Raw genomic sequence first — 14401 nt, forward strand, 5'->3', positions numbered from 1 at the left:
CCTTGGTCGTCTCACGGAAGCTGTTGGCCAGCCTTGAGTCAGCGCTTATGAAGCTTTAGCTCGATCGTGGGTTTAGGTTCGGCATCTGTTTTGCCCGCCAGTTCCTCATCGATTCGGAGTTCATATCGGAGTTCACCGGCGTAGCCTGACGTCAGCGCGCGCTTGACGTCAAACGTCCAGCCACGTGTCCCGCCAGAAATCCGGCTCGGGACGTTCCCTGCTGTCCTTTGTGTGGCGTAGGTGTCCTTGGTCGTTCTTGGAACTGCCTTATTAGCCCCAGCGGCGGCTGTAGAACCGCCCTCCGGATCGGTTTTGCATCGCTTCGAGAATGACCTTGGAAGAGGCTGCCTACCTCTTCGAAGATATCCCGTCGAGATAACCCCCTGTTTTTCCGCCGCGAGCAACAACTGATCAGCAAGATCCATGATGGCTGCCGGGTCTTCGATGAAGGTCTCCGGGAGGTGTTCCGCGATCCAGTCGTTGAGAAAATCGATCCCACGTCTGCTATCTTGCGGCAAGTTCGGTTATAGCAAAGGTTCCGGTCGCGGCTCCCTGCCTGCCCAACGGCCCAACAAAACCAGATCAGCGCACGCGCTATTGAACTGGCCTGCGTCAGGCTTGGCGCTAGGTCCAAACTAAGCGAAGACAAGATCCCCTTACTCGCATCCGACAGGCGCCGGAAGCTGCCGGTGTTGTGGTGATCTTTCCGCGCAACCAATGGGTGGTGGTTCGACCGATTCGTCGCCGGAACAATCAGGCGCTAGCGCACGGCTTGATCTTCGACGCGGCCGTGCGTCGCTCATTTGAGGTATTGATTAAAATTCCGTAATTTAGGCGTAGATGCTGTGTGGATATCCCCGCCGAACCCATTGCCAATCGAACTGGTGCGGGCACCTTGGCCGGCATGGTCGCGGAACATGTTGAAATGGTGCTATTCGAGCAGTCGCTCGGCGACGGCGACGGCATGCATCGGCCATTCGGCGATCGCGTCGCTGATGCCGCGGCGAAAACATCGGGAACTGTCTTGTTCGACGTTCGTATCTATGGTGACAATCACGTCCAACGGATGGCCGCTATCGGGTATGACGACGCTGGCACCGCAATAGTTTTGATGGAGAAGACCGGAGATCTGAGGTGCGCGTCGGTAAACGGCGAGACCGCTGTGTTGGTAGCGGAGCTGGCTGCCTGGGAATCATCTCCTCTCAGCGAGCATGCGCGTGTTGATTTCCGAGGGGCGGCAGCGATGCTATTGGCAAAGCTTCGCAGTTCCGGTCACTTCGGCCGATCCAGTTGATCATCTACACAGCGCTGCGTTCGTGGGGGGACGTTTGGTGTGGGCCCCCGTCTAGACGGACCAAGTGAGGGATGCTTTGGGCGTCGTGCAGCAGACGTTCGAGCCTGACAGTCGCAATCCTCCAGTGATTGGCAGCGATAATCGCCTTCGCAATGCGCAAAATATCGTCCCAGCAATCGTATCGCTTGTGAGCAGACCTGCGGCCGGCGCCAATGGGAAGAACCGCCCTGATCGTCGCGTGCGTGAGATAGAACTGCCCTGACGCGGAAGGCGAGGTCCGTGCGGCGTCCCGAAGCGCGACCAGAAGAAAAGCCGTTTTCAACGTGTCTGTGTTCGAATGGCCCGTCGGGCTCGTCCCGCCTCCGCTCGCACCGAAATCCGCATGCCCCGAACAAGGCCTATGCGGGATGAGCGGGTGGCATCCGCTTCACCTTCATCGCCGCGCGGTCTTCTTGGCGAGATCGGCATAAACTGCGGCACGTTGTCCGTCATGCTTTTCGATCAGAGCCAACATTTCCGCTCGCGTCATTTGCCCAAGCTTCATCAGAAATTCGAACTCGTGCTTTGGTACCGACGCCGCCAGGCGTTCGAGCTTCATCTTTCTGCTTTCACTTCTGCCAATCATTGTCGCCGACCATCTGGTCGCGGCTGGACAACCCCTACATTAAAACTGGATGGCAAATTTAAGTGCGTGTTCTTGAACGCAGCTGTCTTTATCGCATCCACGGGCAAGACGATCACCATTCGCGCCGTCCGTTCGGGTAAGAGTTGTTTTCCGGAGACGAAGAACATGATTGCCAGAAGACCTAGCAGCAAAACGGTGGCGAACACATTAGCGATAATCTCTCCAATTTGCACAGTGCTCTCCGGTACGGGTGGTGGTGCCACCTCATTGTCATGGCGGACATATTACCGGGGCGGGTGTCGCAGTCCGCTAGCTTGTCCGCTCAAGTTGTTGCACGGCAGCGATGAAGGGCGAAGATTCCTAGTGGATCCGGCCGGTGGGTTCCTCCATGGCGGAAGTCCCCTGTTATCCGAGCTTCGCGTACTCTTGCTTGAAGTTAAGCCTACAACGCTCCACCGCCATCGATGGCGGTGGAGCGAGGGCAATCCAGGTTAGTCATAGACCTTCACAATTTTTCGGGTGCTCGGATCCACAAGAACCGTCCGGTTGTCGATCACGACGTAGCGGTATTTGACTTTCGGAACCTCGTGGAGCTCGACCGTATCCGGCACAGGCGTGCCGACGTTGAGTTCCACGCCCGGAAGCTTGACGGAAGCCAGCGGCTGCTTCTTCACGTATTCGCGCACTACGGTATCCTGCTCAGGTGTGATGACAACATCTTCGGCGGCCACTGCGCCAACGCCAGCAAACAGGACGAGCGCCGCCGCGGCGCTGGTGAGGTGCATTCTCATCATTTTCTCCTCTTGTAATCTGACGACAGCGGGACCTTCCGCCCGCCGCTGTTCCGAACTTACCGCTAGCGGCATGGTTCCCGTGCTCAGACTTCAGTCGCATAATGAATCGGACTAAAGACCCACAGCAAAAGCATCTGTCTTGGCCCTTCCAGCTGCGCGGAACTGGAAAGGGGCGGTCAGTGTTGCCCGGAACATCAGGTTTATAGAACTGTTAGCCAAGCGCGATGGTTGCTGCGCCAAACTTTGCGGTGGCGCTCACTTTGCTAATGCCGGACTGGTTCTTGGCTGACATAGTGGATCGGCACAGCTACGTCCCTTCCTGTGCTGATAGGACCCGCGTTGCCCCCTCGCGGGCTAGCGGGTCCTCAACTTGTTACTCACCACGCATTCCTCTTATGCGGCCCACTTTAGCCACCGAGGGCCACGAAAACTGGGAAGCCTCGCGGGGCAAGTATTTCGCGCTTTGGCTGTCAAGGCGGTATCCACAAATCCATCCCAGAAGAAGAACAGAGCCGCACCGAACGCAACCATATAGGTCGTGAGGGGTAAAAAGGCGGGAAAAAGTCGCTGTGGTAGGCTGGCTGCGAATTAGAGTGTTGGCAATTTCATTGTGCAATAGGTCATCTTTGGCTCTTACTCCCCCGATGACTGGAGTTTTGTTCGCTTCAGTCGCCTCCGCTCGCTCTAAATAGCTGGCCGCCATTGGCAGCCGCTGCCGGGATCAGCCGCGGCTGGAGCCGTCGGCCCTGATGTTCCCCTCCAATTTCGATTAATAACGGTCGCGCAAACGGTCCACGCATTTGCGTGCCCCTGCAGGGCTAAGGTCCGGGGGCTACCCGACTGAAGTCCCTGCCCCGCAACCGAGGCCTATCAAGCACGTTACGACCGCACCCTTTGGCGCCGTCCTTGGGCGGACCGCTTTGTTGTCCATGCGACTTGGAGGTGACGTTGTGAGATACCTAGAAGCGAGGCAGGCCGTGACCTTTGTCGAACGGCCAACAGTCCATGACGGTGCAAATCAAGCCGCCGCAAATGACAACAATACCCCTGCTCCTGATACCTCGTCAGCGCTTGACCTCCTCCTTTCTGCGGAGGACGACAATATTGAGGACCTCGTCAGACGAACGGAGAGACTGGGCCTTTTCGCTGTCGTAGTGATGGCAATTGGACTCTTCTTCGTGCCGGCACTGTTGGTTGCGTTGAGCATGGGGAAATAGCGCGGACAAGAACCGGAAGAATTACTTCCTTCATTCGCCTCAATAGGCGGTCACGAGCGAGCCAAGGCGGCAGGGACCATGCGGGTGGCGCCGAGGCCCAGGCCTTACCTCGGCACTCGCTTCTTGCCGGTCATTGAGCAGCTTGCTGACCGCACTTCGGTGGGCTCACGTAGCCGATGGCTGCGTAAAGACATCATCGACATTCTGGACCACATTAGAAGGCCCGCCACTGAGGAAGCAGTGACGGGCTCTTTTTGATGGCAGCTCGGTTGACGGGACATTACCGAGCGACACCCGACCGAACTGCACGTTAACGTGGCGCGATCAGCGGGCAGAGCTGGTGCAGGTCCCGGTCATAAGCGCCCGCGTTGCTCAGAACGTCGACGCAACGCTTCTTCATTCGCGCCACCTGAGTGTCGGACATCCGGGCCACCTTGCCGGTCAGACTTGGTCCGCTCAGACTCGGATAGCTGGGGTTCGGCGCGTTGACGAGGTTCGAAGGACTGGGATGAATGCGCTGCTAGCCAGAACCCTGGCGAAAGTTGTCACGAATGACTTCATGATACTCTCCTGTTTGCGTTGCCTCACCCCCAATATTGCTGTGCCATTTCGTTGGCGAACTGGCTTCCGATTTGCCAAAACCAGCCAGAAGATTTTCCACAAATAAGGGTGCATGCTCGCCGCAGCGGCCGCCTTTGGGCTTCAACCCAAGCGAAGGATCTTATGCGTCTCGGACTTGCCGATTTCGATCGGCTGTAGACAACGCCTCGCCCCGAGGGAAGCCGATCTGCGACTATCGCTTTCTGGCGACCACCAAGAAATTCTGAGCAAAGCGTGCTGGCACACCGGCTCTCCTGCATATCGCCTCAACAGGCCCGACCAACATTTCGCAAAGCCTTGGTAGCAGCCACCCCGGCCGCGGGAAAAACCCATAGCCGATGACCCGTTCGACAACAAACCCGTTGGCAACGAGCATCTGGCGAAATGCGTGGATGCTCAACGTACTGCGCACGACGCGCCCCCGAATTCGGTTCAGAAAGCGGCAGACCAGCCCCATTGGCGAGGCTGCGTTCATGTGGATGTTCGACACCAGCAACCCGCCGTCGTTCAAATGCTCATGAATGGCCGACAGTGCATCCCGCTTAAGAGTGTCTTCGGCGTTCAGGAAGAATCGAAAAGCCGTAACCACGTCGAATCTTCTGGAAAGGGGGGCCACCGTCAGATCGGCTTTCACCAGCTTGACGTTGCCCGGAACCCGCGCGCAAGCAAGCATGGATTGAGAGACGTCGACGCCAACGACCTCACCAAACAACGGTCCTGCAACAGTTGTAACGCGGCCCGTGCCGCACGCGAAGTCGAGGCAGCTGCGGCCCGGCCCGCCAAGAGGCCTGAGAATGCTTTCGACCAGCGGGCGTTCGATCCGCGACCACAAGGCAGCATAGTAGCCCGAACGGAAGGTTTTGGCGTAATCGGCGCCGTAGCCTGGGGTCTTATGGCTCGATCGGTAATTGCTATAAGCGCTCCCCTCGAATGACCGCTCGGTCATTACATCACCATCAGAATCGCCCATCACAGCAACCTCCATTCTGGGCTTGCCAATAGATTTCACTCGTCCTGATCGATCCTCATGCGTTCACACGACGCAAGCCTTACAAATAGTTATAGAAGGGGCCAGAATTCCGATTATGCCGAGAGGCGGGGGTCAATTCAGGCCGCCCGCATCTCGCCTCCGCTAATCCTGTTTTTCTGTCTTTGCTGGGCCGGCGTCACAAGTGCGCATAGGAGCTGGCCGCTGTACCACGCCGACCACTTTTATGCCTTTGCGACTTGCGGGCAGAAAGTCGAAAGGTGCGATTTCCGCCGGGTGATGCATGAAGCCTTCCCCTGAGGGGCCGTGAGCCCCCGCTAAGGCAAAAATGCTCGACCCCCGATGGAGCTCGCATCATTGGAACGGCGAGGCGGAAGTAGGCAGCGAGCATCCCGACGCATAGTCGCGTCAAGATGCCAGGCCCCCGACTTAGGATCGAACTAGATATAGCTACCTTGCCGCCGCAATTTCCCGCTCTTGAATCAGGGCATTGTACGGGGCAGCATCAAGGTGGCGACGAGGTGGCAATCATGGCCACCATCATCAAGCGCGTCACCGACGGCATTTGGTCAGCGGCAGCTGCTGAAGAGCCGGCGGCCTTTAGTCATACAAGTGGTAGAGACCGAAGCCCGCCACCTTTCGATAGCCGGCAATTCACACGGAGTAGTCCGAAGTGGGCCCGCCTCAATGGCGGGAGAAGCGGGCTCGGCCAAGGATGCGGGTTCTTGGCCAGCAGCGGAATGCTGCCGTCACAGGAACAAGCCGTTGAATATCGGGTTCCGCTTATACGCGAAAAAGGGCCCGCTGTCCGTTTGTATGCCGCCTCAACCTGCCGTGGATGACGCTGCGCGCGCTTAAGGAAGCCGCCGAGGTTGTTGACATCTGCTCGATGAAAGGCGTAGGTGCGCAGCTCGCCCCCCGCGTCCAGGGTGCAGTTTTTTGCCGATAGAGGTACCAAATGGACGACAAATATACTAATGCTCGTGAACACTTCTTCGCCGCGATCCGCGCGCTAGCAGCCTCCTCGGAAAGCATTCAAACGAGAGTGATCGAAGCGAACGTAAACGTTCTGAATGTCACGATCGACGAATTCGACGGCGACCCCGAACTCAAAATCAAATTTGCAAAATTGCTTGACCTTCTGGCTATCGATCAAGACGATTTGGAGACGGTCGCTGTTGAGAACGCGGCGCACATGTCGGACTTCGAGGCCGTGAAAGTCGCTGATCTGATCTGCGATTTCTACTACGAGATCACCTGACCGAGGTGGCTGGTGGCCGCGCAGCACGCGGCCAAATCGCCGACTTCCCCATAGTTGCCAGTAATCGTTCTGCGAAGCCGCTGATCCAGAACGTACTGTGTGGCGGAACCCCGGCTGCGGGCCAGTTTGGGCAGCGCTGCCGGAGCGGGATAGTACGCGGTAAGAAATCTGAACAGTGTTCCATTCCACGTGGCTTAGCGGGACGTTGAAACTCGACTAAAAAAGCCCGCTGTTCCGTGGAGAGCAGCGGGCAGTTTCAGGAAGCGTGCTGGGATCAACCAGCAAAGGTCAACGAGCGACGCAAGGGTTGGTTGCTGTGCCCGCGACACAGTTAACCAAGCTCATGCTTCACAGCTTGGATGACATAGATCGTGCGGCAAGACATCGCCGGGGGCTGACAAATGGTGTTCGGGATTGTCGCTGTCATTGTCGTTGTACTGGTACCGGCGCTCTCGCCGCAGCTCTAAACTAGGTCAGCGCCAAAATGGGTATCGGGGGAAAGGTCGTTGTATTGTGGATCCCGACAAGCCCCCCGGTCAGCGCGAACGTTCCAATCCGTCGGCCGAACATATGACATCGCGACCAGCGGAGCGACGGCCAGGATAACCAAGCCAAGATCTACGCCACCCCAGAACCCATGCGGTTGCCATACGATCGCCACGCAAGAACCGCCGCATCTGTGTCGCGTGCCACGTCCCTTTTACTGGCGATACGGGTTTTGTTGACCATTGGTCGCCCAGCCGGCCCGACTATTCCGAGCCTTTGACAATACCCGGCTCTACAGTCGGCCCAGAACGCGGGGTCCGGGTTTCTTCGGCGATAACCAGAAGCGCCTCCAATGTGACGGCGATACCGGACATCAGCGCGGAAATGTCAGTGTTTCCACCGGGCAACGCAAGTTCTTCCGCCCTGGTCTGCATGCTGGCGCTCAGTTCCTGGAGTTTCAGGCGCAGGTCGTCGTCCATGGTCACTCTCCGGTTTCAGGCCCGCAGAGGAACGCGCCCATAGACAACCAGTTCCGCGTTTTCAGCTATTCGAACCCGGGTATCTCCAACGCTGACGCTTGAGCCTGAAAAAGGTCCAACCGGTGAGCAGAAGATGCCCAGAGGCATGCTCCGTAGGCCATTGCGAAGGAGATCAGAAGAGCGGTCGCGATAGGTAGACGGTGCATGGCCGGGCTTGTCCTCTTTGTTGCTGACCCGCCCACAACCTTCTGCAACCTGATCGGTTCGCCATAAAGTGTTTACCGCAATGAGATGGTTAAAGAACTGTTTCGAACGCGGTCGCCCGAGTGCTAGCTCGCCCACTCCGTACGCCCGTTCCGTGGCTATCTGCAGGGTTACCTTCGTAGCCATGTGACGCGACTCCTCTTCGCAGCCTCAGAGCCCTATGGTATCGGGGCGATGACATCATCTCGACAGCGCCTGGCCCCAGACTGTGGCCTCAGCGTTTGACTGAAGCGCTGGATTGAATCGCTGCGAGCTCCTGCTGTGAGCAGCAAACGGTCGGCCGTGTCGGGTCGGAAATGTCGAGTTTGTCCCAAGGAATTCGATAAATGCCCTTGCGGTGCCGCAGCCGAACGAGGTCGAGGATGGCCGTGCCGATTGACGAGGCTGACAGGCGCTCGAACGCCGCGAAAATACCGACATGGTATTCGGTGACGATCAATTCGTCGCCATGTTCCTCGGCGACGATCTCTTCCAGATGACCGATACAATGACCCTCCCTTGAAAGTACGCGCCGGCCAGCCAGTTGGTCGAGATTTACGGTATGCATCGTCAAGCTCCCGGAATCTTGCCGATGATGTGGTCGCGAAGCCAGACCTGCCAGTCAAAGATGGCAGTCTTGCGCACATCAATATCGAACTCGATATGGAGGCCGATGTCGCGAGCCTTGCTCCATGCTACCCGATGAGGCTTGGCGTGCCGTTTGCCGCCCAGCTTGGCGGCCAGAATGGCCATCCAGCGTCCGGGAAGCAGTCCCAAGCGGCGCGCCAGCGCAATCGAGCCGATTTCGACGGCAATGACCCTTGGGGGCTTGCCTTGTCTCAGCTGGGCTACCATCCCGTCCACCTTGCCGATCTTGACCTGATTTCCATCGACAATCTGCTTGTCCAAAACATCTCGTATAAGATGCATCAACTGCCTCCCAATATCTGAAGCGGGATGGTGACAACCGCGAGGATGAAGCCAAGCGCAACAACAAACAGCACTGCCGCGTTGGAGATAACGCCGTTGCGATGCTGGCCCATGTAAGACTTGTCATTGAGCAAGAAGAGAAATGGCACGACCGTCAGCGGCAAACTGGCGGCCGTCAGGGCCATTGAAAAGATGGTGAGCTTGAGCGGATCAAGGCCGAGTGCGATCGGAATAGCGGCCGCTAAGATCGTCACGCTATAGACCATGGTGAAGCCTGGATCCTCACGAGGCTTCCGGTCCTCACCCCAATTCCACCCAAACCCCTGCGCGACGAGGTATGCCTGCTGAAGGGCGATTTCGGCGGTGGCGCCGAAGCAGGCGATGCCGAGCGAGGCCACGAACAGCACAAAGCCCCAGAAACCGAACACCGGAGTCAGCATCAACGGCAATTGATGGTAATCGTCCACCTGGGTGATGCCGTTCGCTCCAAGCACCAACGCAGCGACGATAAGCACGCCCACGGAAATGGTCCCGCCGAAACTCATGCCGAGCCCGGCTATGGCGCGATTGGTGCCGAGATAGGTCTTGTCCCACTTATCCTCGATCGCTCCGGCGGAATAAAACATAAAGAGATATGGTGAGATCGAAGCACCAAGAATGCTTACCGCCATGAACCAGTAAGTGGCCGTGTCGTGATGCGGCAAGGAGGGCACCGAACTGACGGCGACCCGCGTCCAGTCAGGCTTGAGGATAACCGCCGCTGCCACGAAGCAGAGCGTCACAAGGCCCAAAAGCGAAACGCCTTTCTCAATCAGGCCGAAAGTGCCTTTCCACAGCAAGAGCCACGCAACGAAGGCTACCGGCAGGGCCCACAATTGGAATCCTATCCCGGTGGCGAGTTCGGCAGCAATGCAGACCCCGCCGATCTCAGCAGACAGCACCAGGAAATTGACCAGAAACGTGCTGACCAAAGGCCAAAGGAACGCATTGAAGCCGAAGCGCTCGCGAATGCCGTCCGCTATCGTGTGCTTGCTGACGGCTGCGAAACGGCCGGCCATCTCCACAAGGAAAATAATGCAGATAGTGCCGAGGAGAATGGCCCAGATCAGCTGAAATTGGAACAATGCACCGGCCTGGGCTGCTGTTGCCAACGATCCGACCTCAAGGAAGCCGCCAACGCTGGTGACGACGCCGAGTGAGATTTCCAGCATTTTTTTCATGGATTTGTCGCTTGATCTGCCGGATTTGCCACCACCAACTTAGCAACGGCATTCCGAAAATCCTGACGGGCTTGCTCCACTTGCCCTTGGTTGCCGCTCTTGATGGCGTCTTCGGCCCGCCCGGCAGCGGCCGTAAGCTGCCGGGCCAATTGCTTGGAGGAGTCCGAAACGTCCGTCCTTTGCAGTTGGCGATCGAGATCAGCTAGCGTCTGCGCCAAAGACCGCAACGTGGCTTCCGCATAGTGGGAAGGCACGGCGCCGGCGATCCAATTGTCGATCACCATGATTGCTGAATTCGCGGCGGACTTCGAGGTCTGCGCCTGCTGTCCTGCAGCGTTGGATGAAGAGCAGGCAGCCAGACAGGCGAGCATCACTGCGCCCGGCAGAAGGCACAGTGTGATGTTGACGAACGATGCTGCGATGCGTGCCATTGGACGCGTAAAGCATTGCGCTTGAAAAGGTTCCGCAAAGCGATTTGGCTCTTACTCGCGTGACGGCTACGAGGGTTGCCAGCAAATGCTGCTGCTTAAATTTGCTGTTCTACCGTGATACGTTTGACCTTAGATGCCGTGCGGATCGTATTCCTTAGTCACGCAATGGGATCGTTCCTCCTCGAGATTTCCGGCTTCGTTGACCCATAGGTTTGAAAAGGTCCGACCCAAAACTCTGCACATACCCGATTGGCTTTTCCACCGCTACCACTGGAAAGGTTATCTATCCACGCGCCCGCGCGCAGCTTCGTCACCGATGAAAGAGCAGCACCATTTAGCCGAGTGGATCTGGATCCCTGGCGTTTTGACCTTTTCGGCGTTAGGGATTTTTCAGCAGCGACGTCTAAGCCTGAAACTGCTAACTCGCCCACTCCGTCCGCCATTTCAGGTCGATGCCCTGGGTCAGGACCTCGGCTTCGTAACCGTGTGAGGCGGCGGCTTTCGCAGCCTTGATGGCGGCCAACACGGCATCGCCGTTGGAATGGTATGGGTATTCCTTCCCGTCGTAACGGATCTTCCAGCGGTCCCCTTCTTTGAAAACATAATACTTCGCAGCCGCCATAGGTACTCCCAGCGAAGAAGCTTGAAACCTTGCTCATGCAGCAAAGCATGACGGTAACCTCTCTACAAGCCGGCAGCCGCCCTGACCGGAGGAGAGCGTCGATGCCCGCGCCAAAAGAAATCAATTCTGGAAAGCGCGCAGCTGTCATGGACGCGGCCGAATATTCATCAATGAGGAAAGGCTCTGGGCTGCTTGCTGCGCATATCTCGAAAAAGTCGACGCCAAACGAAGTTGCACGCCCCGACCATTTCGGACTTTGCATCGTCCTCGACATTGAACGAATAATCTGGGCCGAGTACATCAAGCGCGAACATCATCGCGCGAAACACTCATACTCGCGGACCCGTGCTTGCCCGTTGCGGTCGTTCACAGCCATTCAAGACATGTTTTCCCTGGTCCGAGACCTTAGCGCTTCCAACTCGTCATCAGGGAACCCTTGCTTCCGTATAGGGGGTCTTTACGAGGACGGCCAACGGTTGGGATGGTCGCGACCGCATCATCGTGCTGATCCTTGGTGGTACATTCGTCGTAAGCGCCGAACCGGGGATATGCGCCTACCACCAAAAAATCATCGGATGAAGCGAGACATTGGTGCCCGGTCCCTGCCGGGAGAATCGCCACGTCGCCGGCCGTCACCGTCAGCGTCCGCCCCTTCTTACCGCCAAACCGGACCTTGGCCGTCCCGCGCGCAACCCCTAGGACCTCGTGTATTTGCGAATGGTAGTGGACGTAGTCATAGATGCCATTTCGCCAGCTATGGTCCCAACCGTTTGTTTTGAAAATCACCTCCATGACGGCGGCCGGATCAAGCCTCTCCGGCAGCTTCACCGCACCGCGATAAATAACAAGCGGCCAGGACGGATGATTGGGCACCAGCCCGTCGTCAACAAACCGGAACTCGTTCGATTTTCGCTGCCTCACGAAGGCGGCGACTTCGTCTTTGCTCGGTGTCGCGAAACCGGTGATGGACTCGATCGCCTTTTTGGTGGTTTGCAGGATGCTCATCAATGCGGTCTCCACCGGATAGATGCAAAAGCCTTTCAGTTTAACATGCTTCAAGGTCCACCGGTTCCGCCTGCTTGGCAGGCCTGGCTCCAGTTGCCATGCAGGATAAGTGCGAAATCTGGTGGATTTCCCGACAAAAACTTTTTGCGGTCGGCATGTTCAGCTCAGACGTCGCGTGCCGCTTAACGTCCGATGACCTGGCGAATAATCTGGTCGTCGGGATCGAAGTCCCCCAAATCCTCGAACGTGACTTAGGAGCGCTGCCCAATGCACTTCAGGCAGGTTTAGAGCTCGAACCGATGTCCGATGGGTCCGGTAGGGTTCCATTGTACGTTTTTTACCAACGAGTTGCCTGCCATTCGGGGTGTTGTAGATTTCGAGGGCGGCAACCCCTCAAGAAGCCGCGGTGGCCGACGTGGACTGAGGCAAGCTTCACCGGCATTCCTCTCCCGCGTCGGTCATTCGGGCTCGATTGCGAAGGCAACCTGCGCGGTGGTCTTGCGGTCCTGCCCGTCGTCAGGCGCGCAGGACCGCTTTTTTTTCGACAACGGGTGCGCCATTGCCTCGCCCGATCAATGCGTTAAGCCGCCTCTGAGGACACCGCTGAGTTGCCGTCATAATGCCGGCATGGTTACGGACGTTCATGCCGCCCGCCGGTGAATTTCAACCCATGCCTTCCAGCTGCTTCCTCGATCGAAAGCGCGCGCATCTGCGACAAAAGATCGAAGTTTAACCTAAACGGCGACCGTCATTGCTGGTTCCTTGAAGCTGGAAATCGAGCATCCAATATCTTGCGGATGGCGCCGCGAGCGAACCCGACCCATTCTGGGTGTTGGCTTTCTCGCCGCTGCCGCGATGGCAAAATTAAGTGGAGGAACGTATGGCAGACATTTTTGAACCGCCGCTGCTGGTCGACGACACATCTTTCGGCAAGAGGTCGATCCGTGATGCGATGGACGCGATCGAGTTCCTCGAAGAGTGGCCTTTTGAAAAGCGGAGCAAGTTGCATGCATGCGCTTGCGAGGCCTGCTGCGCCGCATATGATGGCCGCTGTGAGGCCAAAGCGGCTCGGGAAGCCTTCATTGCGTGGGCACGCTGGGCGGGCATAATCGCCAGTGGAGCGGCGATGTTCGAAGGTAAGGAACGGGCAGGCGTCGTCGAATTGCTCTGAGGAAGCCTTCGCCGTCGAAAAGCAATTCCTATTTTGGCGTCGGCTGGGTATCCGGCTGCTGCACATGGCCTTTAGCGGTGATCTCTTTCGATGCCGATAGGTGAGGCTCTGCTTCAAACATGGCGCCGCGGTCTCAAGCCTGTGGACGGATCTAGCACCGTCGATGCAACGCGCTAGTGCCGGCCCAGAATTTGCAACTCAATCTTCACGGCCTGAAGGGGGGAGTTGTTCAGCGGCGTCTACATATCTCGCGATCGACTAGCCGCGTTGCGTGCGGGCACGCCTGATCCCATCCGGTGGATCGTCATAGACAATCATGGAATTCCGGACTGGGCGCGCGAGGGAGAAGTTCACACCACCGGAGCTCCGTTCAGGACTCGCCTGCCCCAAGAAGCCAGCGTGTACCGGCGATCCACGCAGGGTTGGCCGTTCAAGTCGCAAACGAGAGTCGCTACGAAGAAGGCTATCGGAAATGAAATCAGCATTGGGTGGATCGGATGGCTGCAATGCTTACCGTGCTACGCGGATTGCTGGTCATGCGACGTCTCCACAGCATGGCACACGCCATGCAAACCGGTTGCATGATCCAAAGTGCGTGCAGCCTAAACCGAACCTGGCGGCGGTGGTGCCCACTGGACTGCTGCTGTCGTTGATCGTGGTGCTCATCCTTCTGTTCACCGGTTGGATGGCTTGGGAAATGGTTACCCGAGCGTCGCGTAGGTGTCGCTGACGACGGCTCAGGTGAGGTGCACTGATCGGCCAGCGCCACCGCGATCTCGAGACACTCAATCGTGGCGGCGCAGAGTAGCGCCGAAGAGCCTTCGCCTTGGCGAAATACCAAGTTCTTCAAAGCCGGGTATCTGTTGCGATGACATGTTGTCGATCTGAATCAGTTCCACTTGATTCGGTGTGACGGATGAACTCGCAAGCATTTGCGCCGTCGATACCAATACGTGCCAAGCAGCAAATGGCACTGGAACGAGAATGGGTGTAAGGCCGGCTGGGTGTGCAACGGTTCTGAGAAGTTCCTTATAG

The 14401-nt window shown here is 57.5% G+C and carries 15 protein-coding genes and 1 pseudogene; 4 read left to right on the forward strand and 12 right to left on the reverse strand.

Annotation, left to right across the window (positions count from 1 at the left end):
- Positions 1 to 38: 38 nt before the first annotated feature.
- Positions 39 to 518: a hypothetical protein gene (locus CK226_RS35660; RefSeq protein WP_245437839.1), complete on the reverse strand. Its 480-nt coding sequence runs from the start codon at positions 516 to 518 to the stop codon at positions 39 to 41.
- Positions 519 to 847: 329 nt separating this feature from the next.
- On the opposite strand from CK226_RS35660, the gene CK226_RS25310 reads away from it, so the two are divergent.
- A complete protein-coding gene (locus tag CK226_RS25310) occupies positions 848 to 1294 on the forward strand; it encodes a hypothetical protein (RefSeq protein ID WP_245318228.1) in 447 nt (148 codons plus the stop codon).
- Between the two features lie 433 nt (positions 1295 to 1727).
- Here CK226_RS25310 and CK226_RS35055 read toward each other — a convergent pair whose 3' ends face one another.
- The 3 genes from CK226_RS35055 to CK226_RS25335 all read right to left on the reverse strand — a co-directional run bounded on the left by CK226_RS35055 (position 1728) and on the right by CK226_RS25335 (position 5515).
- Positions 1728 to 1892, reverse strand: a complete 165-nt coding sequence (locus CK226_RS35055) for a hypothetical protein (protein WP_179296032.1) — start codon at positions 1890 to 1892, stop codon at positions 1728 to 1730.
- 518 nt (positions 1893 to 2410) lie between these two features.
- Positions 2411 to 2710, reverse strand: coding sequence for a DUF1236 domain-containing protein (locus tag CK226_RS25325; RefSeq protein WP_095793424.1), 300 nt, complete (start codon positions 2708 to 2710; stop codon positions 2411 to 2413).
- Positions 2711 to 4723: 2013 nt separating this feature from the next.
- Positions 4724 to 5515 carry a class I SAM-dependent methyltransferase gene (locus CK226_RS25335; RefSeq protein WP_245437840.1) on the reverse strand — a complete coding sequence of 264 codons (792 nt, stop codon included), beginning with the start codon at positions 5513 to 5515 and terminating at the stop codon, positions 4724 to 4726.
- 961 nt (positions 5516 to 6476) lie between these two features.
- On the opposite strand from CK226_RS25335, the gene CK226_RS25340 reads away from it, so the two are divergent.
- A complete protein-coding gene (locus CK226_RS25340; protein ID WP_095774535.1) occupies positions 6477 to 6779 on the forward strand; it encodes a hypothetical protein in 303 nt (100 codons plus the stop codon).
- Positions 6780 to 7528: 749 nt separating this feature from the next.
- Here the strand turns inward: CK226_RS25340 and CK226_RS25345 are convergent.
- From CK226_RS25345 to CK226_RS25380, 7 genes are all read right to left on the reverse strand, one after another.
- A complete protein-coding gene (locus CK226_RS25345; protein ID WP_095789535.1) occupies positions 7529 to 7744 on the reverse strand; it encodes a hypothetical protein in 216 nt (71 codons plus the stop codon).
- A 478-nt stretch (positions 7745 to 8222) separates the two neighbouring features.
- Positions 8223 to 8555, reverse strand: coding sequence for a hypothetical protein (locus CK226_RS25355; RefSeq protein WP_095793392.1), 333 nt, complete (start codon positions 8553 to 8555; stop codon positions 8223 to 8225).
- 2 nt (positions 8556 to 8557) lie between these two features.
- Positions 8558 to 8917, reverse strand: a complete 360-nt coding sequence (locus CK226_RS25360) for a hypothetical protein (RefSeq protein ID WP_095774540.1) — start codon at positions 8915 to 8917, stop codon at positions 8558 to 8560.
- Positions 8917 to 10137 carry a divalent metal cation transporter gene (locus CK226_RS25365; protein WP_095789533.1) on the reverse strand — a complete coding sequence of 407 codons (1221 nt, stop codon included), beginning with the start codon at positions 10135 to 10137 and terminating at the stop codon, positions 8917 to 8919. Before CK226_RS25365 ends, CK226_RS25360 begins: the two co-directional genes overlap by 1 nt.
- Positions 10134 to 10568: a hypothetical protein gene (locus tag CK226_RS25370; protein WP_095774542.1), complete on the reverse strand. Its 435-nt coding sequence runs from the start codon at positions 10566 to 10568 to the stop codon at positions 10134 to 10136. Before CK226_RS25370 ends, CK226_RS25365 begins: the two co-directional genes overlap by 4 nt.
- A 418-nt stretch (positions 10569 to 10986) precedes the next feature.
- A complete protein-coding gene (locus CK226_RS25375) occupies positions 10987 to 11190 on the reverse strand; it encodes a hypothetical protein (protein WP_095789532.1) in 204 nt (67 codons plus the stop codon).
- 405 nt (positions 11191 to 11595) lie between these two features.
- Positions 11596 to 12195 (reverse strand): cupin domain-containing protein, encoded by a 600-nt coding sequence (locus CK226_RS25380; RefSeq protein WP_095789531.1) that lies wholly within the window; start codon positions 12193 to 12195, stop codon positions 11596 to 11598.
- An 880-nt stretch (positions 12196 to 13075) separates the two neighbouring features.
- Here CK226_RS25380 and CK226_RS25385 point away from each other — a divergent pair.
- Positions 13076 to 13366 (forward strand): DUF982 domain-containing protein, encoded by a 291-nt coding sequence (locus tag CK226_RS25385; RefSeq protein WP_095774545.1) that lies wholly within the window; start codon positions 13076 to 13078, stop codon positions 13364 to 13366.
- 197 nt (positions 13367 to 13563) lie between these two features.
- Positions 13564 to 13744: pseudogene (locus CK226_RS25390) on the forward strand (LysR family transcriptional regulator); the annotation flags it as partial.
- Here CK226_RS25390 and CK226_RS36160 read toward each other — a convergent pair.
- A complete protein-coding gene (locus tag CK226_RS36160) occupies positions 13717 to 13851 on the reverse strand; it encodes a hypothetical protein (protein ID WP_348628973.1) in 135 nt (44 codons plus the stop codon). The pseudogene CK226_RS25390 and the gene CK226_RS36160 overlap by 28 nt on opposite strands.
- Between the last annotated feature and the right edge of the window lie 550 nt (positions 13852 to 14401).

Origin of the sequence: Mesorhizobium sp. WSM4311, assembly GCF_002295115.1 — a bacterium.
Taxonomy (GTDB): domain Bacteria; phylum Pseudomonadota; class Alphaproteobacteria; order Rhizobiales; family Rhizobiaceae; genus Mesorhizobium.

Coding starts and splice junctions, on each gene's coding strand:
- CK226_RS35055 (WP_179296032.1), bottom strand. CDS start 1,892: ATGAAGCTCGAACGCCTGGCGGCGTCGGTACCAAAGCACGAGTTCGAA.
- CK226_RS25325 (WP_095793424.1), bottom strand. CDS start 2,710: ATGAGAATGCACCTCACCAGCGCCGCGGCGGCGCTCGTCCTGTTTGCT.
- CK226_RS25335 (WP_245437840.1), bottom strand. CDS start 5,515: ATGGAGGTTGCTGTGATGGGCGATTCTGATGGTGATGTAATGACCGAG.
- CK226_RS25340 (WP_095774535.1), top strand. CDS start 6,477: ATGGACGACAAATATACTAATGCTCGTGAACACTTCTTCGCCGCGATC.
- CK226_RS25345 (WP_095789535.1), bottom strand. CDS start 7,744: ATGGACGACGACCTGCGCCTGAAACTCCAGGAACTGAGCGCCAGCATG.
- CK226_RS25355 (WP_095793392.1), bottom strand. CDS start 8,555: ATGCATACCGTAAATCTCGACCAACTGGCTGGCCGGCGCGTACTTTCA.
- CK226_RS25360 (WP_095774540.1), bottom strand. CDS start 8,917: ATGCATCTTATACGAGATGTTTTGGACAAGCAGATTGTCGATGGAAAT.
- CK226_RS25365 (WP_095789533.1), bottom strand. CDS start 10,137: ATGAAAAAAATGCTGGAAATCTCACTCGGCGTCGTCACCAGCGTTGGC.
- CK226_RS25370 (WP_095774542.1), bottom strand. CDS start 10,568: ATGGCACGCATCGCAGCATCGTTCGTCAACATCACACTGTGCCTTCTG.
- CK226_RS25375 (WP_095789532.1), bottom strand. CDS start 11,190: ATGGCGGCTGCGAAGTATTATGTTTTCAAAGAAGGGGACCGCTGGAAG.
- CK226_RS25380 (WP_095789531.1), bottom strand. CDS start 12,195: ATGAGCATCCTGCAAACCACCAAAAAGGCGATCGAGTCCATCACCGGT.
- CK226_RS25385 (WP_095774545.1), top strand. CDS start 13,076: ATGGCAGACATTTTTGAACCGCCGCTGCTGGTCGACGACACATCTTTC.
- CK226_RS36160 (WP_348628973.1), bottom strand. CDS start 13,851: ATGCTGATTTCATTTCCGATAGCCTTCTTCGTAGCGACTCTCGTTTGC.